Origin of the sequence: Chryseobacterium indologenes (genome assembly GCF_001295265.1) — a bacterium.
Taxonomy (GTDB): Bacteria; Bacteroidota; Bacteroidia; order Flavobacteriales; family Weeksellaceae; genus Chryseobacterium; species Chryseobacterium indologenes_A.
Genome location: NZ_LJOD01000007.1, coordinates 94,376 through 115,125, shown reverse-complemented (window position 1 = coordinate 115,125; position 20,750 = coordinate 94,376). Strand labels below are relative to the sequence as shown.

The following is a 20,750-nucleotide window of genomic DNA, read 5'->3' as shown; positions in this document are numbered from 1 at the left end:
GCGTGATAAAGTCTTTCGGGAAACTTTTCAGCATCAATGTTTCTCTGTTTTTAAACATGCTTTTACGAAGTAAATTGAGTATTGGATTTTATCATTTACGGGAAACCGTAATCTGTTTTTCTCTATTTCACCTAGTTTTGAATCTATAATATTGCTATATTAGAAGGTTGATTCATTCAACATAAACTAATATACAACAGACCCCTCAAAACACTGACGAAATCATGCAGAACGATCCTTTTATATCCCATGACGAATCCATCATTGATGTTTCCGGAAACACTGATGTTCCTATCCATTACGGAACAGCTGTTCCTGAAAACAATCTGATTTCAGATGAACCTTCATCTAACCCTGAAAGCTGGAAAACAGGCAGAAAATACTCCAGAAAGCTTAATCTGACAGCTGAACAGGCGGCTGTAATGGATAAGCTATGGTTTACGGCCAATGTTTTCAATGATATTGAATACTGCAAAATACAGATCCTGAAACAGTTTTTAAGGGCTTTTGAATTTCTGCAGAATAACTGTATTCCTGTTAACAGGGCGTATGCTTCGGTCATTGAAGAACTGTCGGAAATCATTGTATGTCTTCAGTATAATTACAGAAAAGAAAGCCTGAATTACCAGTATACTTATGATTCTGTACAGGGAGAGATCCTGAATCACATCTTAAAGCTATGTGAGAATAATGTTCGCGAGGCTTACGGAATCAAAAGGAAGATCAACACTGACTTCCCTTATGCCAATCCGGATATCCGGCACCAGTATAACAGGAAAATTGTGTCAAAGCTGGAGATTTTTCTGTCGGAAAACCAGCATCAGGTTCTGGATGCGGATTATAAAACCAATATTATCCTTAATGAGAATAATACCAACCGCTGGAAGACAAAATTTGAAGAGATTAAGGGCGATTATTCTAACCCGGCAGCTTTTGAAAGAGAGGTTTTCAGACTGGCAGATGTGAATGTTAAAAATCCCTCAGTGGATATGATCTTTTTTGAAGCCTCAAAATTCGTGGCCAGATATGATAAAAACTGCGCGTTAAGGCTATATATTCATTATCTGGATAAAGATCTTAATTCTCCGAAGCTGGATAGAAAGCAGCTTGCAAAAAGCATTCAGAAAAGCCTTTTTTCCACCACGGAACAGATTCATGATTTTGAAAGGATATTAAGCACATTTATCAGAGACCGGAATCTTAAGGAGGCTATTGAAAAGGTTAATCAGCTTTATCTGCCGAAACGGAAGAAAATTATTATTGATCCTGATGCTGTTGAGGATGTCAAAAGACAACATTCCGGAACAGTTGCCCTACTGGAAGAATACCTTAGTGATGAACCGGAGTCCGGAAAGGCTGAGGCTCCTGCCGGCGATGAAGAACTAACGATTAATATTGCTCAGACAGATACAGAACCTCAGGTTATGAAATACCGTGGAGAACTGAATTTAATGGATATCCACCAGGAAATCCTTACTCTTTTTGAAAAGCAGAGCTTCAATATTCTCCAAAGTGAAATGAGCACGTTCTTACGTTCTAAAAACCTTTTCATGGGAGCTGTAATTGATTCTATCAACGATCTCTGCTATGAAACCCTGGATGATATTCTTATTGAGGAAGAAGATGATTACTTTACGATGAATACAGATTATTATAAAAAAATTTTAAACCATGATTGAAAATATTAAACCCAAAGAGGCAACATCCATAATTAACTCCCTGGTAAGCGGTGTGGTACCGAAGATCGGGGTACAGCATATAACCGTAGGAAGATCCGAAGAGATCAATGCTTTTATTGATTCTCTGAATGATGTGAAAAATGGCCACAGCATAGCCAAATTCTGGATCGGAGACTTCGGAAGCGGAAAATCTTTTATGCTGCATTTGCTGAATACGGTTGCCCTGAAACAGAAATTTGTAGTGGCTAATGCAGATTTTACCCCGGACAACAGGATCTATTCCAATGACGGGAAGAGTGTAATCCTCTATTCTGCCATCATGGATAACATTGCCATTCAGACCAAACCGGAAGGTGGAGCATTACAGACTCTGCTTGAAAAATGGATTGAGCAGGTAATTACTAAAACCGCAGAAGAAAACAGGATTTCACTTGCTGATATACGGAATTCCGAATATACAGATCTGATCAGAAGCGCTATCATGAAAACAGTCAACGAAATTACTGAGGTCGGTGGCTTTGATTTTGGTTCGGTAATCATAAAATATTACGAAGGTTATATTTCTGGTGATGATCAGCTGCGCAGGAATGCTCTTAAATGGCTGAAAGGTGAATATTCTACAAAAACCGAGGCAAGGCAGGAGCTTGGGGTTAGGGAAATCATCAATGATTCCAATTACTATGACATGCTTAAAAATTTCTGTAAGTTCTTTGTCAGCATGGGATACAGCGGTTTTATGATCAACCTGGATGAAGCGGTGAATCTGTATAAAATTTCTACAGCAGCAGCCCGCGAAAAAAATTATGAAAAAATATTATCAATTTATAATGACTGTTTCCAGGGGAAAGTTTCCAACCTGTTTATTAATTTTGCCGGAACAAAAGATTTTCTGGAAAATGAAAGACGGGGACTTTTCAGTTATCAGGCCTTAAAAACGAGGCTGGAAACCAATAAATTCGAAACGCTTGAGATCAGAGACTTTGCCCAGCCTGTCATTAAATTAACTCCTTTAGACCACAATGAAATATTTGTGCTGCTGAAAAAATTAAAATTGATCTTTGATTTCAACTATAAAACTGAATTGAATATCAGTGATGACGATATTTCTGCTTTCATGGAAGAAATGTTCAATAAACCAGGGGCCTCGGAATTTCTTACCCCGCGAGAAGTAATCCGTGATTTCCTGAATATCCTGAATATCATCAGGCAGAATCCGGGGGCAGATAAAAAAAGACTGTTCGGTGAAATTGAAATTTCCGATGAAAGACCGAATGATCTGGTTCTCTTAGACAGTATTGAAGAGATATGATAGCTTTCGATATGCTCTCTGGGCCGATCAGAAAATATATAAGAGATCAGAAATGGGAGAGTTTAAGACCTATTCAGGAGGCAGCGATTCAAAAAATTATCTCAACGGACCGTAATTATATTCTTATTTCCAGAACTGCTTCAGGTAAAACTGAGGCGGCTTTTCTGCCTATCCTTTCAAAAGTGAATTTTAAGGAACAGGGCGTAAAAGTTCTCTATATTTCACCATTGATCGCCCTGATTAATGATCAGTTTATGAGAGTGGAAAAGCTGTGTGAATATCTGGATGTTCCTGTTACAAAATGGCATGGTGAGGCTTCAAAAGGAGCCAAAGACCGACTGATTAAAGATCCGGGCGGAATTGTACTGATCACCCCTGAATCCATAGAGGCGATGTTTGTCAACAAACCTTATAATGTGCAGTATTTATTTTCAACCCTGGAATATGTAGTTATTGATGAAATTCATTCTTTTCTGGGCTCTGACCGTGGAATTCATCTTCAGTCTTTGCTGCAGCGCCTGCAGAGGGTTAATAAAAGTACGTTTAAGATTGTAGGTCTCTCTGCAACAGTTAATGGTGATAATCAGTATATTGAACTGAAAGAATTTTTAGGTGATCCGGAAAAGACAACAGTTATCAAGGATACTAACCCTAAGCCTATTAATGCTGTTTTTAAATATTTTCAGGGAGTGGTGGAAGAGCTGCCTATTGAGCTGCTGAAAGATCTTTATATCAGAACCCGTGACCGTAAAGTGCTGGTTTTTCCCAATGCGAGGGGAAGGGTGGAAGAAGTGGCTGTAAAGCTGAAAAAGATCTCAGAAAAAGTAGGAGGTCATCCCAATTATTTTGCCCATCATTCATCAGTAGATAAAGAAGTACGGGAATATGTTGAGTTTTTTGCCAAGAAAAGCAAAACGGAAAACTTCTGTATTTCATGCACCTCTACACTGGAGCTGGGGATAGATATAGGAAATGTAGACGAAGTAGCCCAGATTGATGCTACTCACAGTATTGCGTCTCTCATCCAGAGAGTAGGGAGAAGCGGGAGAAGGGAAGGGAAATCCAGTAACCTGCTTTTATATGCTACGGAAAAATGGAGCCATCTTCAGTCTTTGGCCTGCTGGATTCTCTTTACAGAACAGTATATAGAGCCGGTAAATATTCATCAGAGACCTTATGATGTGCTTGTTCACCAGATTCTTTCCATGGTTAAAGGAAGTTCCGGAATTGTCCTTTCTAAAATTCTGGAAGAGCTGGCTGCAAATTCGGCTTTCAGAAATATCAGGCCGGAAGAAGTTGCAGAAATCATAGATCACCTTACTTCCATTGATTTTCTTGAAAAACTGGGCCGGGAATATATTATCGGAGTGGAAGGAGAGAAAGTGGTGAATGCAAGAGATTTTTATACACTGTTTCACACTCCGGTTTATTTCAAGGTTTCCAGCCAGGGAATCAAGATCGGGGAGCTGCCGCTTTCGCCACAGATTCGGGCTGATGAAAATATTTATCTTTCCGCCAGGATCTGGAAAATAAAAGACATTGATTTTAAATCTAAAAAAATAGAGGTTATTCCTGCAAAAGATGGCAAAAAACCTAAATTTTCAGGAGGTTCTGCGGATACGGCCACCAGAATCAGGGAAAAAATGCTTGAGATTCTTATTTCTGAGGATGGTTACGTCTTTATGGATGATGCCGGAAAAGAAATAATCAGACAAATGCGTAAAGAGTTTAAAGATTTTAATATCACAGATCCAAAAACAGAAAGACCTCTTTTATCCGGTCCAGAGAAGGAAAATGTTGAATTTTACTCATTTGCCGGATCAAAAATTAACAGAACACTGAGCTTTATTCTTGATAAAATGGGTATTGAGAATATTCTTGATGATGGTGGGACTATGTTTGATATTGAGATGCAAAAAAAAACAGAATTTATGTTACTGCTGAAAGATCCGGCTTTACGGACTGTAGATTTTGAGCCTTTTCTTGCCGAACTGCTGGAAACTTTGCCTGATGTTCTGAGCTTTTCCAAATGGGGACCCTATCTTCCTGTAAAATACCAGACAATGATAGTAAAGGAACGGTATTTTGATTTTGACGGCTGTTTTAAGTTTCTTGACAAGCTGAATCTCATCGAGAATAAAACGTTTCATACTTAAAAATACCAGCCGGACCTGTTTAACAGATCCGGCTGTTTTTACTATGATTAATCAGTAAAATATTTTCCCCTTTTCAATTTTTACTTCTTTGTCTTTTTCCATATTTTTTATGGCTCTAATGACCGTCTCAACACGAAGTCCGGTAAGTGAGGCGAGCTGCTGCCGCGTAAGAGGTATCTGAAATGAATAGGGAGTTTTATCTTCATAATGTGTTTTAAGATAATCCATCAGGTGTTTCAGTTTGATGGCGGGATTCTGGAATGAAAGGTTATACAGCATAATGTATTTGTAGTACATCCTTTCTGCCAGACATTGATAGACATTCAGGGAAATTTCAGGATTTTGTTTCAGAATATTCAGAAAACCGGTTTTAGACAGTTTCAGAATACGGCATTCTTCCATAGCAACGGCATTCATTGGATAAGGCCTGTCTACAAAAAGAAGGGATTCACCAATGCTGTGGCCGTCCGAAAATATATTCTGAATAAATTCTTTGCCGTCCTCCGAATAATTATTCAGCTTAACCTTTCCACTTCCGATCTGGTAGTAATACAGAGGAGGATCTCCCTCATGGAAAATAATATCTCCTGCATGATAATCTTTAACTGTTGCTCCGTGTGTAATTAATAATTCTTCAGTGATCATATGGTGATATATTTAATATTTAAACAGTTTGTTTAATAATTTATTTCATCATCTGAGTAAACACCACTATATCATAAAATTTTACAGACGTAAAGAAAATGCAATTTAAATTGGTTTCCGGGAAATGGGGTACCATTCCCGTACCACATAACAGCAGTTTTATTTTTTCGGGTAACGAAAGGCCTGCCGTTCATGGCAAATAATCTACAGTATATTGATTGTAATCATAAAAAATAAGTGTTTTAAATCTTTACATTTGTCCCTGCTGACAAAACTTGCAGCCTGATTTTAAAAACTTACTTCAAAATAAAGTAATTATATGGTCTAAAGGAACTACGTGGTATGTATGTGGTATTTCAATTCCGGAAAAATCTAATCATTTTTTATTTCTTTGTTTTTGTTTTAAAATATCCGGAAGGACTTTTTTTCCAGGAAATTGAAAAACAACTCTGAAACCCGGATATGATCCGCATGATATTCTTTGACATATGAAATTTTAAAACCATTAATAAAATACTTCAATAAAAAGCTGAAAAAAACAGTTGTTGGAGTTAAGTGAAACGAAGCATTGTACTGCCATACCACATGACGGCAGAAAATAAGTAGAGATGAGAAAACGATTATGAAAAACAAAAAACCTGAACCCGATTTAGAATTGAGTCAAAAAATGTTAGTACAGGATGAAATTGTAGCGCTGGCCAAAGAAAATTCCCCACGCCTTCTGAACAAGTTCAGATTGGTATATCCGGATTTCTTTAGTAAAATCGGAGCCATACAGCCCAATCTCAAAAATTCTGAACTGACTTTTTGTATCTATCTAAAGCTCAACTTTACCACTAAGGAAATCGCAACGTATACTTTTGTGACACCAAAAGCCATTCAGAACAGGAAAAACAGACTCCGGAAAAAGCTTAATATTCGCTCCGAGGTCGACATCTACCAATGGTTTAACGACCTTTAGACCTTGTCTGAGGTTACATTTGAATGACTGCTTTATCCAGATCATGATAAAGCAGTATTTTCCAACGCTTTTCAACTGCTTCTTTCTGCCATTTCAGTCTTAATTCCATCGCTTTTCTGCCATCAAAATCCGTTTTGTAAGCAAGATGGTACTTCAGATAAGACTCCTGTGGAAGATCGTCAGCACCGTAAAATACCGTTTCATTATTTTCCCTGATCCAGAATACCTGCATAAAAGGCGTATGCCCTCCCACCACTTCAAAGGAAATTTCATCCGTAATCTGGCCTTTATCTTCATTCATCCAGACGATGCCCGGCAGTGAAATTAATTTTTCCAGTATATCAAAATCAAAAGAAGGATTATCCTTGTTTTCTATGGCATAATCCAGTTCACGCTTCTGGATATAAATTTCCGCATTGGGAAAAACCGGCTCAAAACCATTTGTTGTATAGCGTATACTGCCATCAATATGGTCTTTATGAAGATGGGATAACAGCAGTTTGGTAATCTGTTCAGGTTTTATATTTTCTTTTTCCAGAATTTCGGAAACAACAGTTCTTCCGTTTTGGTTTTTCCATCCGATACCGGCATCAAGAAGGATGTAATCATGATCTGTAATGATCAGAAAAGGCTGTACGGACATTCTGATCCCTTTAACGGTATCAGAATTTTCAGCAGTTAAAAGGGTGAAGTCTTTCGTTCTGCTGGCCGAAAAATTGCCTTCTTTAAGCGGAATAATTCTCATGATGCAAATTTCCCTAATATTTTCAGAATCTGAAAGCTTTTTTCTCAATACAGTTCATTGTTAAAAACAATCATTCTAACCTGAATCCAGATATTCTTATCCCGAACTGAGGCAAAAGCCCTTTTCCGTTAAAAATGGAGTGCAATCCTACAGGTATTCTGCAATGGCTGCGAGGGCAGTCTCTTTTTTATTGATTATCTTTGCGTGTCAAAAAGAAGTGGTATTTCCTGTTGGCATAAACAGTTCTGAACTGTTTATTCAGCATGATCTATAATTCAATTGGATGTAAATTTAAATCTATGATGCAGGTAAATTCATCAAACGGTATTTCCCGTACTGTGATCTGGCTGATGGCTGTTATTTCAGGGCTTGTAGTTGCCAATAATTATTATAACCAGCCACTTCTGGCCCTTATTTCAGATGATCTGAACGTCTCAGAAAGTGCAGCAGGCAGGATCTCGGTTCTTACACAGATTGGATATGCGCTGGGATTGCTCCTGATTGTCCCGCTTGGAGATAAATTTTATCGTAAAAAATTAATTTTATTTGATTTGTTTCTGGTATTCGGATCCCTGCTGTGGATGACTTTTGCCAATGAACTTTGGATGCTTTACGCAGCCAGTCTTCTCATAGGTGCTACTTCCGTGATTCCGCAGCTGTTTGTTCCCATTGCAGCAGAACTGTCATCAGATCAGGAAAAATCATCTAATATCGGAACGGTAATGTCCGGACTGCTTCTGGGAATTCTTCTTTCCCGTTTTATAGGTGGAATTGTTGGGGAAATCTGGGGTTGGAGAGCCATGTTCGGAATTGCTGCAGGACTTATGATTCTGGTCTGGATTGCCGTTTATAAAATGCTTCCGGAACTGCATCCTAATTTCAAAGGAACTTATAAAGAACTTATGGACTCTGTTGCCCATCTGGCTAAAACGCAGCCGATTCTACAGCTGGCTTCCTTCAGAGGTGCAATGGCATTCGGATCGATGTGCGCTTTATTTACCACATTGGTTTTCCATATGGAAAAGCCTCCATTCAATGCAGGATCTTCTGTTGTGGGGAGTTTCGGACTTGCCGGAGCTGTAGGAGCTTTGGCAGCGGCTAAAGTAGGGAAGCTTCAGAAATATCTGGATATTAACCGTATTATTTTATATTCTCTTCTGATTGTATTGGGAAGCTGGGGCTTCACTTATTTTGCCGGAGAAACCTACTGGGGCCTGATTGTGGGTGTTATCCTTGTAGATCTGGGCGTACAGTCGAGCCACATTATGAATCAGACCAACTATTTCCTGATAAAATCCAATGCAGTGAACAGATTGAATACAGTATATATGGTATCCTACTTCATCGGAGGATCATTGGGAACCTGGCTTGCGTCTGTTGCCTGGCAGTACGCAGAATGGAATGGGGTATGCTTTGTAGGTGCTTCTTTTGGCCTGCTGGCCATCATTGCACACGTTCTTTTCTGTAACAGGGTGAATACCTCAGAAAGGTAAGCTGTCAATAGAGGGCATCTGTTAAAGCTGTCGATAATATTATTGTAATAAATTTTGTTACATTGACAGGATAGGCTAAATTTGAAAATATAAATTTCATCAGGAATAAAAAAATAAAAAATGAAAATAGAAATATGGTCGGACGTTATGTGTCCGTTCTGTTATATCGGAAAACACAACTTTGAACAGGCACTGGAAAAACTGCCGTTTAAAGATGAAGTGGAAGTAGAGTGGAAGAGCTTTCAGCTTGATCCTGCCCTTGATCCTGCAACTACCCAAAATACCATTCAATATTTTAAAGAGAAAAAAGGATTTCCTGAAGCACAGGCTTCTCAAATGATCAGTCATGTTGCAGAAGCAGGAAAAGGTGCTGGAATTAATTTTAATTTTGAAAAAGCTCTGATCACCAATACCTTTATGGCACACCGGCTTCTTCATCTGGCTAAAAAACACGGAGTATCGTCTGAAATGGAAGAAGCTCTTTTCAAAGCCCATTTTATTGACGGTAAAAATGTAGGAGATGCAGATACCTTAATTGCTCTGGCTGAAGATTTAGGCATTAATCAGCTGGAGGCAAAACCGGCTTTAACTTCTGATGAATATGATTATGAGGTAAATCAGGATATTATGGAAGCAAGAAATAACGGTATTTCCAGTGTTCCTTTCTTTGTCCTGAACGGGAAATATGCTGTATCCGGGGCGCAGCCGCCACAGGTTTTTGAAGAGGCTCTTCAGCAGACTTATAAAGAAACGGTAAGCCCTTTCAAAGATCTTTCAGGTGGAGGTGCTTCATGTGATTCAGATGGCTGTAGTATTTAATATTTTGAAATTCAATGATAAAAATTAACGATACATTTCATGTTCCGGTATCAGAGACACTCTTTGTCTTCGCTCTGGATTCAGAAGCAGGAAAGGCTTTTGAAGGGAAAAATAAATTAATAACCGGGATAGGAAAGGTAAATGCTGCTATAGAACTTACCCGTGAAGTTCATCTGCGTAAGCCTAAGCTGATTGTTAATCTTGGTTCGGCAGGAAGCCAGAGTTTCAGTAAAGGTGAAGTGGTATGCTGTACAAAATTTATCCAGAGGGATATGGATGTAAGAGGGCTTGGCTTCAGCCTGTACGAAACTCCTCTGTCCGGAATTCCGCCTGTACTGGAATACGGAATGCAGATGAGCGGCCTTAAAGAAGGAATTTGCGGCAGCGGTGACAGTTTTGAAATGAATCATTCTGAAACAGATTATAATATCGTAGATATGGAAGCTTATCCATTAGCCCTGATTGCAAAAAAAGAAAATATCCCTTTTCTCTGTCTGAAGTATATTTCGGATGATGCAGGAAGCGATGCGGCTGATGACTGGAGTGTACAGGTACATCTGGCAGCGGAAGCGTTCAGAAGAATATTATTTTAAATTCAAACAAAAAATGGTTCCAATAATAATCAATAAGGCTACTGCTGAGGATCTGGAAACAATACAGACCCTTGGCAGACAGACTTTTTCGGAAACCTTTTCGGAGAGCAATTCTGAAGAAGCGATGAAACAATATCTGGAAGAGAGCTTCAGTACAGGAAAAATAAAATCAGAGCTGAATAATGCTGATTCTCATTTTTTCATTGCCTGGGAAGATGATGATCCTGTAGGATACCTGAAACTGAATGCAGGATCAGCGCAAACTGAGCTTCAGAATGATGATGCCCTGGAAATAGAACGTATTTATGTTAAAAAAAGCCATCACGGCAAAAAAATAGGACAACTCCTGTATGAGAAAGCTATCGAAATGGCGGAAAATCTTCAGAAGGAATATTTGTGGTTAGGCGTCTGGGAAGAAAACCGGAGAGCTCTTGATTTTTACAGGAAAAATGGGTTTGAAACATTCGGAACCCATACTTTCAGACTGGGAGATGATGAACAGACCGACCTCATGATGAGAAAAACTCTCAAGCCATAATTTTCAGGTTTAAAAGAGCTGATAGAACAGGAATTTTCATAAAAAGCTTACAGATCTGAAAATCCAGCATCTCTATATTGAGTCTTTGAGTGGTCATGATGAGCAATACTGGATCTGGTCGCTATCTGAACAGCTGGTTTTATTTAATGATTTTTTAAAACATAATTAATTCTAAAAAAACAGCCTTCCGCTTTTGGGAGGCTGTTTTTTAGCTGTTATAAAATAATTCTTACGGCCTTGCGTATTTCAGCAAAAGATCTATACCGTCTGTGAGATTATCATTTAAATCAAATCGGTTACATTCTTCGAAAGAATTGCAATACTCCGTTCCATTTCTTCAACATTAAAATTTCCAAAGCCTATTCGCATAGCTGTAAGATCTCTGTTCTGATAAAGCAGTGTTTTAGGAATAAAAAGATTCTGTTGGGCACAGTTCCGGCTCAGCAGCATCAGATTAACGGGAACAGTCCATTCCATCCAGAAAGCAAGCCCTCCGGATGGCTTCTGAAACCGGATGAGGCCATTCAGATGTTCATTAAGCAGCAATGCAAAATAATCTCTTCTTTCCTGGTAAACTTTCAAAGATTTTTTCAGGTAACGGTGTATCTCTCCTTCTTCAATCATTTCTCCCAAAGCTCTTTCCATCAGAATATCACCCTGCCGGTCTATAATTCCGAGATATTTTCTCATTTCTGCCATCAGGTTTTCCGGAGCCACAATAAATCCGGTTCTGAATCCCGGAGCCAGCGATTTCCCGAAAGAACCGATATAAATCACCATCCCGTTGGTATCAGCACTGGCAAGCGGAAGAATCGGGCTCTTGTCATAATGAAACTCATAATCATAATCATCTTCCAAGATGATAAAACCATATTCATTGGCCAGCTCCAGCAACTCCAGTCGTCTTTGGGCACTTAAAGCAACGGTAGTAGGATAGTGGTGGTGGGGGGTAAGATAAAGCATTCTTATACGCTGCTTTTTACAGGCTTCCCTTACACTTTCAACCTTAATTCCTTCATTATCTATGGGCAGGGATATGATATTGACTTTCGATTTCTGAAAGATCATATTCACGGAAAAGTAGCTCAGCGCACCAACCAATACCGTATCTCCTTCAGAAAGTAATATCTGTGAAACAATGTAAATACTCATTTCCGTGCTTCTGGTAATGAGCAGGTTGTTTTTGGAGATCGGAAGACCGCGGGAAAGATTCAGGTAGTGCGATAAATGCTGTTTGAAAAATTCACTTCCGTCATGATTATAATGTCCCAGCATCTTCTGGTTGGATTTCCGTTTAAGAATGGAACTGTAAAACCTTGAATGCCGGCCGATTTGTGTCAGCCTGATATCCGGAACGCCATCATTAAAAATATATTCACAATCTGAATGCTCAAAAGGATTATCCAGAATATTAGAGGTCTTAAACGAAAATCCTGTGGCTTCAGGATAATTCTGAAGATTATTCTTTTCAAAATCCTTTACTTTAACTGGTTTTTTTTGATTCTCCCCAATAATAAATGTTCCTTTATTCGGAAGACTCTCTACCCATCCCTGTGCGGACAATTCGTCATAAACAGCTACAGCTGTATTGCGGTGGACCTCTAAAATTTCACTGAACAGCCTGGTTCCCGGCAACTTGGTTCCGAAAGGAAGAAACCCCCGCTGTATGGCATTGATCAGTTGATTGGCAACCTGCAGATAAATTGCAGTCTCTGAATTTCTGTCAATTTCTATAAAGCTCTGATAAGGAATCTTAACCGGACTATTCATAATATTAAAACTGGCACCTTTTAATGGTCCGGCAATATACTACTTTTGGCTCAAAATAAAAATCTATGGAATTTCATCGTATGCTTGAAAAGATCGTACGGGATGGCAAAACCCATGCACAATGGCTGAATACTCTTTCTTTTATGGAAAATGCAGGGGCCAGAAAGATCTCAAAATGTGAACATCCTGTTTCTGTCAGCCTGATCCAGCTGAAACATGCTGCGGAAGAGCACCGCCATGCTTACTATCTGAAAAAGCAGATCGGAAAAATTGATCCGGAATACTGTCTGACTTATGATGATCATGAACTCCTCGCGGCAATTGCTACAAGACAATACCTCCACACTTTGGACATCAAAGCCTGCAGATACCTTAAAAATGCCTTTCAGCTGACTACGGAAGAATTAAAGTATGCTGCTTACCTTTTTGTGACTTATGCCATAGAGGTTCGTGCTGATGAGTTGTATCCCGTTTACCAGAATGTTCTTACCAAAGAGGCCTCCAGAATTATGGTCAAATCTATTATTCTGGAAGAGGAAGGCCATCTGGAAGAAATGATTAACCAGCTGAATGAATTTTCCGGTGACTGGAAAATCCATGCGGAACACATCCTGACGATAGAGAAAGAGCTTCATGATCAATGGATTAAGGCTGTGTATAAAGAAGTTTCAAAGGTGAACTATGCTTAACAGACTTCAGGAAAATCTTAATAAAAGAAAGGAGGCAGGAATAGTAAGGAGCTTAAAGCCGAGAAGAGAAGGCATTGACTTTTATTCTAATGATTATCTCGGATTGGCCGGAAATAAAGAACTTCAGAGCATACTAGTAAAGCAGGTCATTGAAAAACCGGAACTCCTTTCAGGAAGCACAGGTTCCAGACTGATTAGCGGAAACAGTTGTGCTGTCTCGCAAACCGAGGAATTTATTGCGAAAGAACATCAATATTCTGCCGCGTTACTGTTTCCTTCAGGATACAATGCCAATCTTGCCCTATTTTCTGCTCTTCCGGATCGTCATGATACCATTATTGTTGATGAACAAATACATCGTTCCGTTCATGATGCCTGCAGAATGTCTAATGCACGGAAGCTGAAATTCAGACATAATGATCTGAATCATCTGGAACACCTGCTTAAAAGACAGAACGGACATTGTTTCATCGCGGCAGAAAGTCTGTATTCAATGGAAGGAGATCTTGCTCCATTAAAGGAAATGTCAGAATTGGCTGATAAATACAATGCTTCACTAATCATAGATGAAGCCCATGCCTTTGGAGTATTTGGATATGGTTTAGTTCAGCAATATGAGCTTTACGAAAAGGTTTCTGCAGCAGTGATCACTTACGGAAAAGCTTTAGGAGCACATGGTGCCGCAGTATTATGTAATGATATGGTGAAATCTTATCTGATTAATTTCGCATCCCCCTTCATTTATAGCACAGCATCCCAGGGTTTTCAATGGACTGCTATAAAAACAGGATATGAGTTTTTAAAACAAAGCCCTGAATTATCAGAAAAGCTTCACCAAAATATTCAACTCTTCAGAAAGCAGGCTTTACAAACACCATCTTCAGACGGCAGTCCTGTTCAGGCGATATTAATTCCTGATAACGAACGATTAAAAATTATGCAGAGTACTTTGTCAGAAAATGGATTTTTAACCTATGCAGTATACAGCCCTGCCGTAAAAGAGGGAGCAGAAAGACTGAGGATATGCCTCCACAGCTTCAATACAGAAGAGGAAATTGTAACACTTTCAGAAATTATTAAAAAACTAATTTAAAAAAGATCAACGGATTAAAGATCTGAAGTTGTCTTTACCTGATTAATATGAAACTATTCATCACCGGAATCGGAACAGAGGTAGGAAAAACAATATGCTCTGCCATTTTAACCCAATATTTTAAAGCTGATTACTGGAAACCCGTTCAATCCGGGGATCTTGATTATACAGACAGTCATAAAGTAGCAGACTGGACAGACAATACAAGATGTCATCCGGAAACTTATCGTCTCCAACTGCCTGCCTCTCCGCATCAGTCTGCACGGGAAGAAAATATACACATCCGTGTGGAAGATTTTAAGCTTCCGGAAACTGATCGGCCACTGATTGTAGAAGGAGCGGGAGGCCTTATGGTTCCCCTTTCAGACGAAGAATTTATGATCGATCTGGTTGAAAAGCTGGATATTCCTGTTGCTCTGGTGGTCAGAAATTATTTGGGTTGTATTAACCACACTTTACTTTCTCTTATGGCCCTTCAACAGAAAAACATAAAAGTGGAATACCTGATTCTCAACGGAACTTTTCCGCCTGATACAGAACGGGTTATTTCGGGGTTCATTAAAAAAGAAACAAAGATCATCAGAATTCCTGAAATGAATCGGCCAGCAAAAGACAGTATCAAAGCTATCGCAGAACAATTAACAAAAACAAATTTATAATAATGGATAAAAAAACTGAAATCAGAAATAACTGGACCAAAAAAGAAATAGAAGACATCTACCATCTTCCCCTGTTGGAGCTTATTTACAAAGCAGCAACCGTACACAGGGAATGGCATAATCCTTCGGAAGTACAGGTTTCCACTTTATTGTCCATCAAAACAGGAGGATGCCCGGAAGACTGTTCTTACTGCGGACAGGCAGCCCGTTATCATACCAATATCAAAGTGCAGGCTCTGCTGCCAACCGAAACTGTAATTGCCCACGCCCAGAAAGCAAAAGACAGCGGATCTTCCCGTTTCTGTATGGCCGCAGCATGGCGCGAAGTACGGAATAACAGGGATTTTGACAGGGTTATTGATATGGTAAAAGGAGTGAATGAACTCGGAATGGAAGTTTGCTGTACACTGGGTATGCTTACTGAAGAACAGGCCATACGCCTACAGGAAGCGGGATTATATGCCTATAATCATAATCTCGATACTTCAGAGCAGTATTATGAAGAAATTATTTCTACCAGAACTTTTGATAACAGGATCAATACCATTAATAATGTAAGAAAAGCAGGAATTACCGTGTGTTCAGGAGGAATTATCGGGTTGGGAGAAACTCACGGAGACCGGATCTCAATGTTATTGACTTTAGCTACAATGCCTAAACATCCGGAATCTGTTCCTATCAACGCATTGGCAAGGGTGGAAGGAACACCTCTTGAAAATAATCAAAAAGTGGATTCCTGGGAAATGGTAAGAATGATTGCCACCGCAAGAATTGTAATGCCTTCTTCCATGGTTAGATTAAGCGCCGGAAGAATTGAAATGACTGAAACCGAACAGGCCTGGTGCTTTATGGCTGGTGCCAATTCTATTTTCACCGGAGAAAGGGAAACACTTCTGGTAACTCCTAATCCCGGTGTATCGGAAGATATGCAGATGCTGGAAACACTGGGACTCAAGCCTATGAAATCAAGCAAAAAAGCGGAAACCTGCTGCTAATTATTAAAAATATAAGCTATGAATTTCTGGCTTCTGATTATAATTCTGCTGGCATTGGTTGTAAAATTACTGTCTGCTTTACTGCAACATACATAAAGCAGCTGTGCTGGATACGGAGTTGGAAAAAGCAGCCGGAGCTATTCTGTAGTACACCGGCTGCTTTCTCCTAAAAAACTAAAAATATACATTTCACATGAATACATTGATACAAAATCTCAGGGAAAGGGACCAGGCAGTTAACTGGCATCCGTATACACAGATGAAAACTGCCGGAGAAGCTATTCCCATTGTGAGCGGTAAAGGAGTTTACCTTTATGATGATGAAGGGAATAAATATATTGATGCTGTTTCATCATGGTGGGTCACTTTACATGGCCACGCTCATCCCTTTATTGCTGAACGGGTATTTCAGCAGTTAAATACGTTGGAACAGGTTATTTTTGCAGGCTTCACTCATGAGCCGGCAGTCAGGCTTTCTGAAAATCTGTTACAGTTGCTTCCTGATAATCAGGGAAAAATTTTTTATTCAGATAATGGTTCTACGGCAGTGGAGGCGGCCCTTAAAATGTGTGTTCAGTATGCTTATAATAAAGGACAGAAAAAAACAAAAATCCTGGCATTCAAAAATGCGTATCATGGCGATACTTTCGGGGCGATGTCTGTGAGTGGAAGGAGTGTCTGGACAAAACCATTCGGGAGTATGCTTTTTGACGTTATTTTTATTGATACTCCTGCCCGTGAAAACCTTGAGGACCTTAAAATCCAGATCAGAAATATGGCTTCTGAAACGGCCTGTTTCATTTATGAACCTTTGGTACAGGGAGCTGCCGGAATGCTGATGTATACTGCCGATGATCTTAGTGAGCTGATGAAATGCTGCAGAGAATCAGGAATTTTAATGGTACAGGATGAAGTATTTACAGGTTTCGGAAGAACAGGAAAGCTTTTTGCTGCAGATCATTTGTCAGAAATGCCGGATATAATGTGTTTTTCAAAGGGATTAACAGGCGGAACCATGCCAATGGGGATCACTTCATGCTCACAGGATATTTTCAATGCATTTTTGTCTGATGATAAATACAAAACCTTGTTTCACGGGCATTCTTTTACGGCTAATCCTTTAGCATGCACCGCGGCATTGGCGAGTATGGAGCTTCTTCTGAATGAAGACACACAGGCAGCTATCAACCGGATTGGTGAACAGCATTCAGGGTTTGCCTCAGTTCTTGCCAGGCACCAAAACGTTGAAAATGTACGGCAGACCGGAACCATTCTCGCTTTTGATTTTAAAACCAATGAGAATACTTCTTATTTTAATGAAATAGGGAAAATTTTGTATGAAAAATTCCTGCGGCGCGGGATTATTATGCGTCCGTTAGGAAATAGCATGTATTTAGTTCCTCCATACTGCATTACTTCAGATGAGCTGAACTTTATTTATCAGAAAATTCTTGAAGTTTTAAAGGAAGATGCCTGATCCAATTTTCCTCCGGTTTTTTCACAATACAGGAAAATGAGGTACAGGAAATAAGCGTCACAAAAAAAATCATGTGAAATATTTTACTTTAAAATAATGATTTCCAAGCATTCTTAATTTGATTTTATTTCATTTTGTAAAAATTTAACAGCGAATTGTAAATCCTGGCTGATTTCTTAGTTTACAATCATTATTTTTACTGTGCTAAAAAACGTAGAAATGATAAGCATTGTGATCATAGAAGATGAACCGGCAGTACGTAAGGAAATCAGTTTCCTGATTCATCAGGAAGCCGATACGGAACTGGTTGGCTGGAGTGACAGTGTACAAACTGCCATACAACTGATTCAGGAAAAGCAGCCTGATGTCATCCTGATGGATATCCAGCTCCGGGACGGGACGGCTTTTGATCTTCTGAAATTGCTCAATCCAATTCCTCAGAACATCATATTTATTACCGCCTATAATCATTTTGCTATCAAGGCTATTAAATACGGAGCCCTGGATTATCTCCTGAAGCCTGTTGACCAATTTGAACTGAGAGAGTCCCTGGGAAGATACCGCCGCAAAAGTGAAAATAATCCACAGTGGATGCAGCAGCTCATGCTGACCCAGCAGTCTATGGAGGCTTCAGATCTTCCTGAAAGTATCGCCCTTAATACCGTTCACAGTACCCATATTATTAAAGTTCAGGATATTGTTTACTGTAAAGGGGATGGGCCTTACACTTTTTTCTTTCTGAATAATGGAACTAAGGAGCTGATCTCAAAGCCTCTTAAATATTATGAGGAATTATTACCCGCACCGCATTTTCTGCGTACCCACCAGTCTTATCTGGTCAACCGCCAGTATATTTCAGGACTTAACCGTTCAGAATATATTGTCCTTAAAAATAAAGAGGAAATTCCTATTTCCCTGCGACGTAAAAATGCCATATTAACTCAGCTTTTGAATAAATAAATGAAACATATATTTCGGATTATCTACCTTGGAGCAGCAGCTTTGCTGGTTTCAGGATGCAATAAAAAACAGAATGCTGTTAAGCAGGAGAATGCGCTCTTAAAGCAGATCAATACATTAGAAAATGCACCCGTAAATCCTAAAAATGCAGATTCTATGGTTGCTGTCTGGCGTAAATATGATAAAAATCCACTGGTGGCAAAAGACACAACACTATCTGCAATTGTCAAATATCAGATGGCCCGCCTGTATGGGATGCGCGGTCAGGATTCTGCCCGTTATTATGTTGAGCAGGCTCTTGAGCTTATAGAACCAACCTCAGGAAACCTTCAGTATAAAACACTTATATATAACGGGATAGGGAATATCCGGAGTATGGAGGCTAAACAACGGGAAGCAGGCTATTATTATAATAAAGCGGCAGCTATTGTTTCAGATACCGCTGTTCATTTATCAGATGAAGCCCGTTCAGCCATATTGCTTTCAGCTGCACAGAGTAACCTTAATGCTTTTCAGTATAATCTTGCCGAAAAAATGAACCGCGCAGCTCTGCCCTGGACGGTTTCTCTCCCTGAAGGCCATGTTAATAAACAACGGGTACTCGTACAGATGATATTCACCCTCAGTACCCTGAATAAGCCCGCAGATAGTATAAAACCTTATCTCCATAAGCTGGAAACTCTTCATGCACGGAATCCTGATCGTTACGACATTAGCTTTCTGTATGATGCCAAAATGAAATATTTTGATTCTCAGGATCAGCGGGACTCCCTGCTTCATTATCAGCTTATGAAAGCAAAGAATGACGAAACCCACTACAATGAAAAGCCTCTTGTGGTTGAGATCAATAACCTTTTTGTTGATTACAGTGATATCGCTGCAACCTATGTTGTACTTAAACAAGCGGAAAAAGCACGGGAATTTCTTCAGAAAACAGAAGCCCTGAAAAAACGTCACCCCAAACTGATCTATAACTACAATGAGGTTTTATACCTGAACAGTCTTGCCGGCCTGTATCAATTACAGGGAAAGCCCAACGAAGCTATTGAACAGATGAAACAGGCTGCAAAACTTCAGAAAGAGGTATACGAAACGGAAAATACCCAGGCTGTTGCTGAAATGAATGCCCTTTATCAGCTTCAGGCTAAAGATCGTTCTATCCGTACCCTGAATGAAAATATCAAAATTAACCAGCTGGAACTGGAACAGAATCACTTATGGCTTGTTATCTCTGTCTTAGGATCTGTTCTTTTGGGAATTGTGCTGTTGTTTTTATATTACAGCTTCCGTCAGCGCCGTACAAGACAGGAAAAAGAAAAACTGCTTCTTCAGCAGCAATTACTCCGTACACAGATGGAGCCTCATTTCATTTTCAATACATTATCCGCAGTACAGAGCTTTGTGAGATTGGATAAAAAGGAAAACGCGATTAAATACCTGAATCGCTTCAGCCGTCTTCTCCGAAGCAGCCTTGAACTGAGCAGGGAAAATCTGGTTCCCTTGAATGAAGAGATTGAAACACTGGAAAACTATCTTTGCCTGCAGCAGATGCGGTATGAAAATGCTTTCACCTATACTATCATCCAGCCGGATGAACAGGATTTAGGAGCTGCATTACTCCCTCCGATGCTGATTCAGCCTTATGTGGAAAATGCAATCCTTCACGGTATTAATCTGGATTCCCATACCGGAAATATTGAGGTATGTTTTAAACTGGACGATGATGTTTTACAGGTTACCGTTACCGATACCGGACGAAGCCAGGCCCATCAGGCAGAAACGTCACACCGTTCATTATCCGGTACAATCAGCAGGGAAAGAATGCAGCTGCTCGGTAAAAAAGCAAGTGTGAATATTTCTAAAAATGCAGGCAGCGGTACCGTGGTAACCCTATTAATACCGGTAGTATATCCTTAATTTACGGATTGTAAATAATTCAGGATGGATTGTAAATAGGTCTGTTCTATCATCAATACTTTTTTATTTTTACCCGGGAATTATAAAATTCCGAAAATGGTGATAAAGAAGTATTGATGGTTGTTTATGCTCTTCACTCCGGATGCAGAAACCGGAGCCAATTATTTTTTTGTATCCGTTTTTAATGTGGCATGGGTATTATCGTAATAGGAGAAAAATATTAAGCTTTCATTCCTTATAATACATATTTCA

General features: G+C 39.4%; 18 protein-coding genes. 15 read left to right on the top strand and 3 right to left on the bottom strand.

The features are described from left to right. Positions 1 to 224: 224 nt before the first annotated feature. From AOB46_RS11975 to AOB46_RS11965, 3 genes are read left to right on the top strand one after another with little or no spacing between them, the layout of a single operon-like run. A complete protein-coding gene (locus tag AOB46_RS11975; protein WP_062699604.1) occupies positions 225 to 1,679 on the top strand; it encodes a tellurite resistance TerB C-terminal domain-containing protein in 1,455 nt (484 codons plus the stop codon). Then, the gene (locus AOB46_RS11970) at positions 1,672 to 2,988 is read left to right on the top strand and encodes an ATP-binding protein (protein ID WP_062699602.1); all 1,317 of its coding nucleotides are present in this window, start codon (positions 1,672 to 1,674) and stop codon (positions 2,986 to 2,988) included. The genes AOB46_RS11975 and AOB46_RS11970 overlap by 8 nt, the downstream gene beginning before the upstream one ends. Beyond that, a complete protein-coding gene (locus AOB46_RS11965) occupies positions 2,985 to 5,144 on the top strand; it encodes a DEAD/DEAH box helicase (protein ID WP_241489201.1) in 2,160 nt (719 codons plus the stop codon). The genes AOB46_RS11970 and AOB46_RS11965 overlap by 4 nt, the downstream gene beginning before the upstream one ends. A gap of 51 nt (positions 5,145 to 5,195) precedes the next feature. On the opposite strand, the gene AOB46_RS11960 is transcribed toward AOB46_RS11965, so the two are convergent. Continuing rightward, positions 5,196 to 5,789: a Crp/Fnr family transcriptional regulator gene (locus AOB46_RS11960; protein ID WP_062699600.1), complete on the bottom strand. Its 594-nt coding sequence runs from the start codon at positions 5,787 to 5,789 to the stop codon at positions 5,196 to 5,198. Positions 5,790 to 6,456: 667 nt separating this feature from the next. On the opposite strand from AOB46_RS11960, the gene AOB46_RS11955 reads away from it, so the two are divergent. Beyond that, positions 6,457 to 6,750: a helix-turn-helix transcriptional regulator gene (locus tag AOB46_RS11955; protein ID WP_062699598.1), complete on the top strand. Its 294-nt coding sequence runs from the start codon at positions 6,457 to 6,459 to the stop codon at positions 6,748 to 6,750. A 13-nt stretch (positions 6,751 to 6,763) separates the two neighbouring features. Here AOB46_RS11955 and AOB46_RS11950 read toward each other — a convergent pair whose 3' ends face one another. After that, complete coding sequence (locus AOB46_RS11950; protein ID WP_062699596.1) at positions 6,764 to 7,495, bottom strand: MBL fold metallo-hydrolase; 732 nt, start codon at positions 7,493 to 7,495, stop codon at positions 6,764 to 6,766. Positions 7,496 to 7,794: 299 nt separating this feature from the next. Between AOB46_RS11950 and AOB46_RS11945 the strand changes: the two genes are divergently transcribed. The 4 genes from AOB46_RS11945 to AOB46_RS11930 all read left to right on the top strand — a co-directional run bounded on the left by AOB46_RS11945 (position 7,795) and on the right by AOB46_RS11930 (position 10,938). Beyond that, positions 7,795 to 8,988 carry an MFS transporter gene (locus AOB46_RS11945; RefSeq protein ID WP_062699832.1) on the top strand — a complete coding sequence of 398 codons (1,194 nt, stop codon included), beginning with the start codon at positions 7,795 to 7,797 and terminating at the stop codon, positions 8,986 to 8,988. A 120-nt stretch (positions 8,989 to 9,108) separates the two neighbouring features. Beyond that, on the top strand, positions 9,109 to 9,807 hold the full coding sequence (locus AOB46_RS11940) for a DsbA family protein (protein WP_062699594.1): 699 nt from the start codon (positions 9,109 to 9,111) through the stop codon (positions 9,805 to 9,807). A gap of 14 nt (positions 9,808 to 9,821) precedes the next feature. Then, positions 9,822 to 10,400: a nucleosidase gene (locus tag AOB46_RS11935; RefSeq protein ID WP_062699592.1), complete on the top strand. Its 579-nt coding sequence runs from the start codon at positions 9,822 to 9,824 to the stop codon at positions 10,398 to 10,400. 13 nt (positions 10,401 to 10,413) lie between these two features. Then, on the top strand, positions 10,414 to 10,938 hold the full coding sequence (locus tag AOB46_RS11930) for a GNAT family N-acetyltransferase (protein WP_062699590.1): 525 nt from the start codon (positions 10,414 to 10,416) through the stop codon (positions 10,936 to 10,938). A 282-nt stretch (positions 10,939 to 11,220) separates the two neighbouring features. Here AOB46_RS11930 and AOB46_RS11925 read toward each other — a convergent pair whose 3' ends face one another. Then, positions 11,221 to 12,708, bottom strand: a complete 1,488-nt coding sequence (locus AOB46_RS11925; protein WP_062699588.1) for a PLP-dependent aminotransferase family protein — start codon at positions 12,706 to 12,708, stop codon at positions 11,221 to 11,223. A 65-nt stretch (positions 12,709 to 12,773) separates the two neighbouring features. Here AOB46_RS11925 and AOB46_RS11920 point away from each other — a divergent pair, with 65 nt between their 5' ends. From AOB46_RS11920 to AOB46_RS11890, 7 genes are all read left to right on the top strand, one after another. After that, positions 12,774 to 13,397 (top strand): hypothetical protein, encoded by a 624-nt coding sequence (locus AOB46_RS11920; RefSeq protein WP_062699586.1) that lies wholly within the window; start codon positions 12,774 to 12,776, stop codon positions 13,395 to 13,397. Then, positions 13,390 to 14,490: an aminotransferase class I/II-fold pyridoxal phosphate-dependent enzyme gene (locus AOB46_RS11915; RefSeq protein ID WP_062699584.1), complete on the top strand. Its 1,101-nt coding sequence runs from the start codon at positions 13,390 to 13,392 to the stop codon at positions 14,488 to 14,490. Before AOB46_RS11920 ends, AOB46_RS11915 begins: the two co-directional genes overlap by 8 nt. A 47-nt stretch (positions 14,491 to 14,537) precedes the next feature. Then, positions 14,538 to 15,149 (top strand): dethiobiotin synthase, encoded by a 612-nt coding sequence (bioD, locus tag AOB46_RS11910; RefSeq protein ID WP_062699582.1) that lies wholly within the window; start codon positions 14,538 to 14,540, stop codon positions 15,147 to 15,149. Between the two features lie 2 nt (positions 15,150 to 15,151). Continuing rightward, positions 15,152 to 16,144: a biotin synthase BioB gene (gene bioB, locus AOB46_RS11905; protein ID WP_062699580.1), complete on the top strand. Its 993-nt coding sequence runs from the start codon at positions 15,152 to 15,154 to the stop codon at positions 16,142 to 16,144. A gap of 193 nt (positions 16,145 to 16,337) precedes the next feature. Next, positions 16,338 to 17,621: an adenosylmethionine--8-amino-7-oxononanoate transaminase gene (bioA, locus tag AOB46_RS11900; protein ID WP_062699579.1), complete on the top strand. Its 1,284-nt coding sequence runs from the start codon at positions 16,338 to 16,340 to the stop codon at positions 17,619 to 17,621. Positions 17,622 to 17,840: 219 nt separating this feature from the next. After that, positions 17,841 to 18,581 (top strand): LytR/AlgR family response regulator transcription factor, encoded by a 741-nt coding sequence (locus AOB46_RS11895; RefSeq protein ID WP_062699577.1) that lies wholly within the window; start codon positions 17,841 to 17,843, stop codon positions 18,579 to 18,581. Then, positions 18,582 to 20,498 carry a histidine kinase gene (locus AOB46_RS11890; RefSeq protein WP_062699575.1) on the top strand — a complete coding sequence of 639 codons (1,917 nt, stop codon included), beginning with the start codon at positions 18,582 to 18,584 and terminating at the stop codon, positions 20,496 to 20,498. Positions 20,499 to 20,750: the final 252 nt, after the last annotated feature.

Excerpts from the sequence above, each read along its gene's own strand:
- AOB46_RS11970 (WP_062699602.1), top strand. The coding sequence starts at position 1,672 with ATGATTGAAAATATTAAACCCAAAGAGGCAACATCCATAATTAACTCC.
- bioD (WP_062699582.1), top strand. The coding sequence starts at position 14,538 with ATGAAACTATTCATCACCGGAATCGGAACAGAGGTAGGAAAAACAATA.
- AOB46_RS11930 (WP_062699590.1), top strand. The coding sequence starts at position 10,414 with ATGGTTCCAATAATAATCAATAAGGCTACTGCTGAGGATCTGGAAACA.
- AOB46_RS11920 (WP_062699586.1), top strand. The coding sequence starts at position 12,774 with ATGGAATTTCATCGTATGCTTGAAAAGATCGTACGGGATGGCAAAACC.
- bioB (WP_062699580.1), top strand. The coding sequence starts at position 15,152 with ATGGATAAAAAAACTGAAATCAGAAATAACTGGACCAAAAAAGAAATA.
- AOB46_RS11925 (WP_062699588.1), bottom strand. The coding sequence starts at position 12,708 with ATGAATAGTCCGGTTAAGATTCCTTATCAGAGCTTTATAGAAATTGAC.
- AOB46_RS11975 (WP_062699604.1), top strand. The coding sequence starts at position 225 with ATGCAGAACGATCCTTTTATATCCCATGACGAATCCATCATTGATGTT.
- AOB46_RS11915 (WP_062699584.1), top strand. The coding sequence starts at position 13,390 with ATGCTTAACAGACTTCAGGAAAATCTTAATAAAAGAAAGGAGGCAGGA.
- AOB46_RS11955 (WP_062699598.1), top strand. The coding sequence starts at position 6,457 with ATGTTAGTACAGGATGAAATTGTAGCGCTGGCCAAAGAAAATTCCCCA.
- AOB46_RS11890 (WP_062699575.1), top strand. The coding sequence starts at position 18,582 with ATGAAACATATATTTCGGATTATCTACCTTGGAGCAGCAGCTTTGCTG.
- AOB46_RS11945 (WP_062699832.1), top strand. The coding sequence starts at position 7,795 with ATGATGCAGGTAAATTCATCAAACGGTATTTCCCGTACTGTGATCTGG.
- AOB46_RS11895 (WP_062699577.1), top strand. The coding sequence starts at position 17,841 with ATGATAAGCATTGTGATCATAGAAGATGAACCGGCAGTACGTAAGGAA.
- AOB46_RS11935 (WP_062699592.1), top strand. The coding sequence starts at position 9,822 with ATGATAAAAATTAACGATACATTTCATGTTCCGGTATCAGAGACACTC.
- bioA (WP_062699579.1), top strand. The coding sequence starts at position 16,338 with ATGAATACATTGATACAAAATCTCAGGGAAAGGGACCAGGCAGTTAAC.
- AOB46_RS11940 (WP_062699594.1), top strand. The coding sequence starts at position 9,109 with ATGAAAATAGAAATATGGTCGGACGTTATGTGTCCGTTCTGTTATATC.
- AOB46_RS11965 (WP_241489201.1), top strand. The coding sequence starts at position 2,985 with ATGATAGCTTTCGATATGCTCTCTGGGCCGATCAGAAAATATATAAGA.
- AOB46_RS11950 (WP_062699596.1), bottom strand. The coding sequence starts at position 7,495 with ATGAGAATTATTCCGCTTAAAGAAGGCAATTTTTCGGCCAGCAGAACG.
- AOB46_RS11960 (WP_062699600.1), bottom strand. The coding sequence starts at position 5,789 with ATGATCACTGAAGAATTATTAATTACACACGGAGCAACAGTTAAAGAT.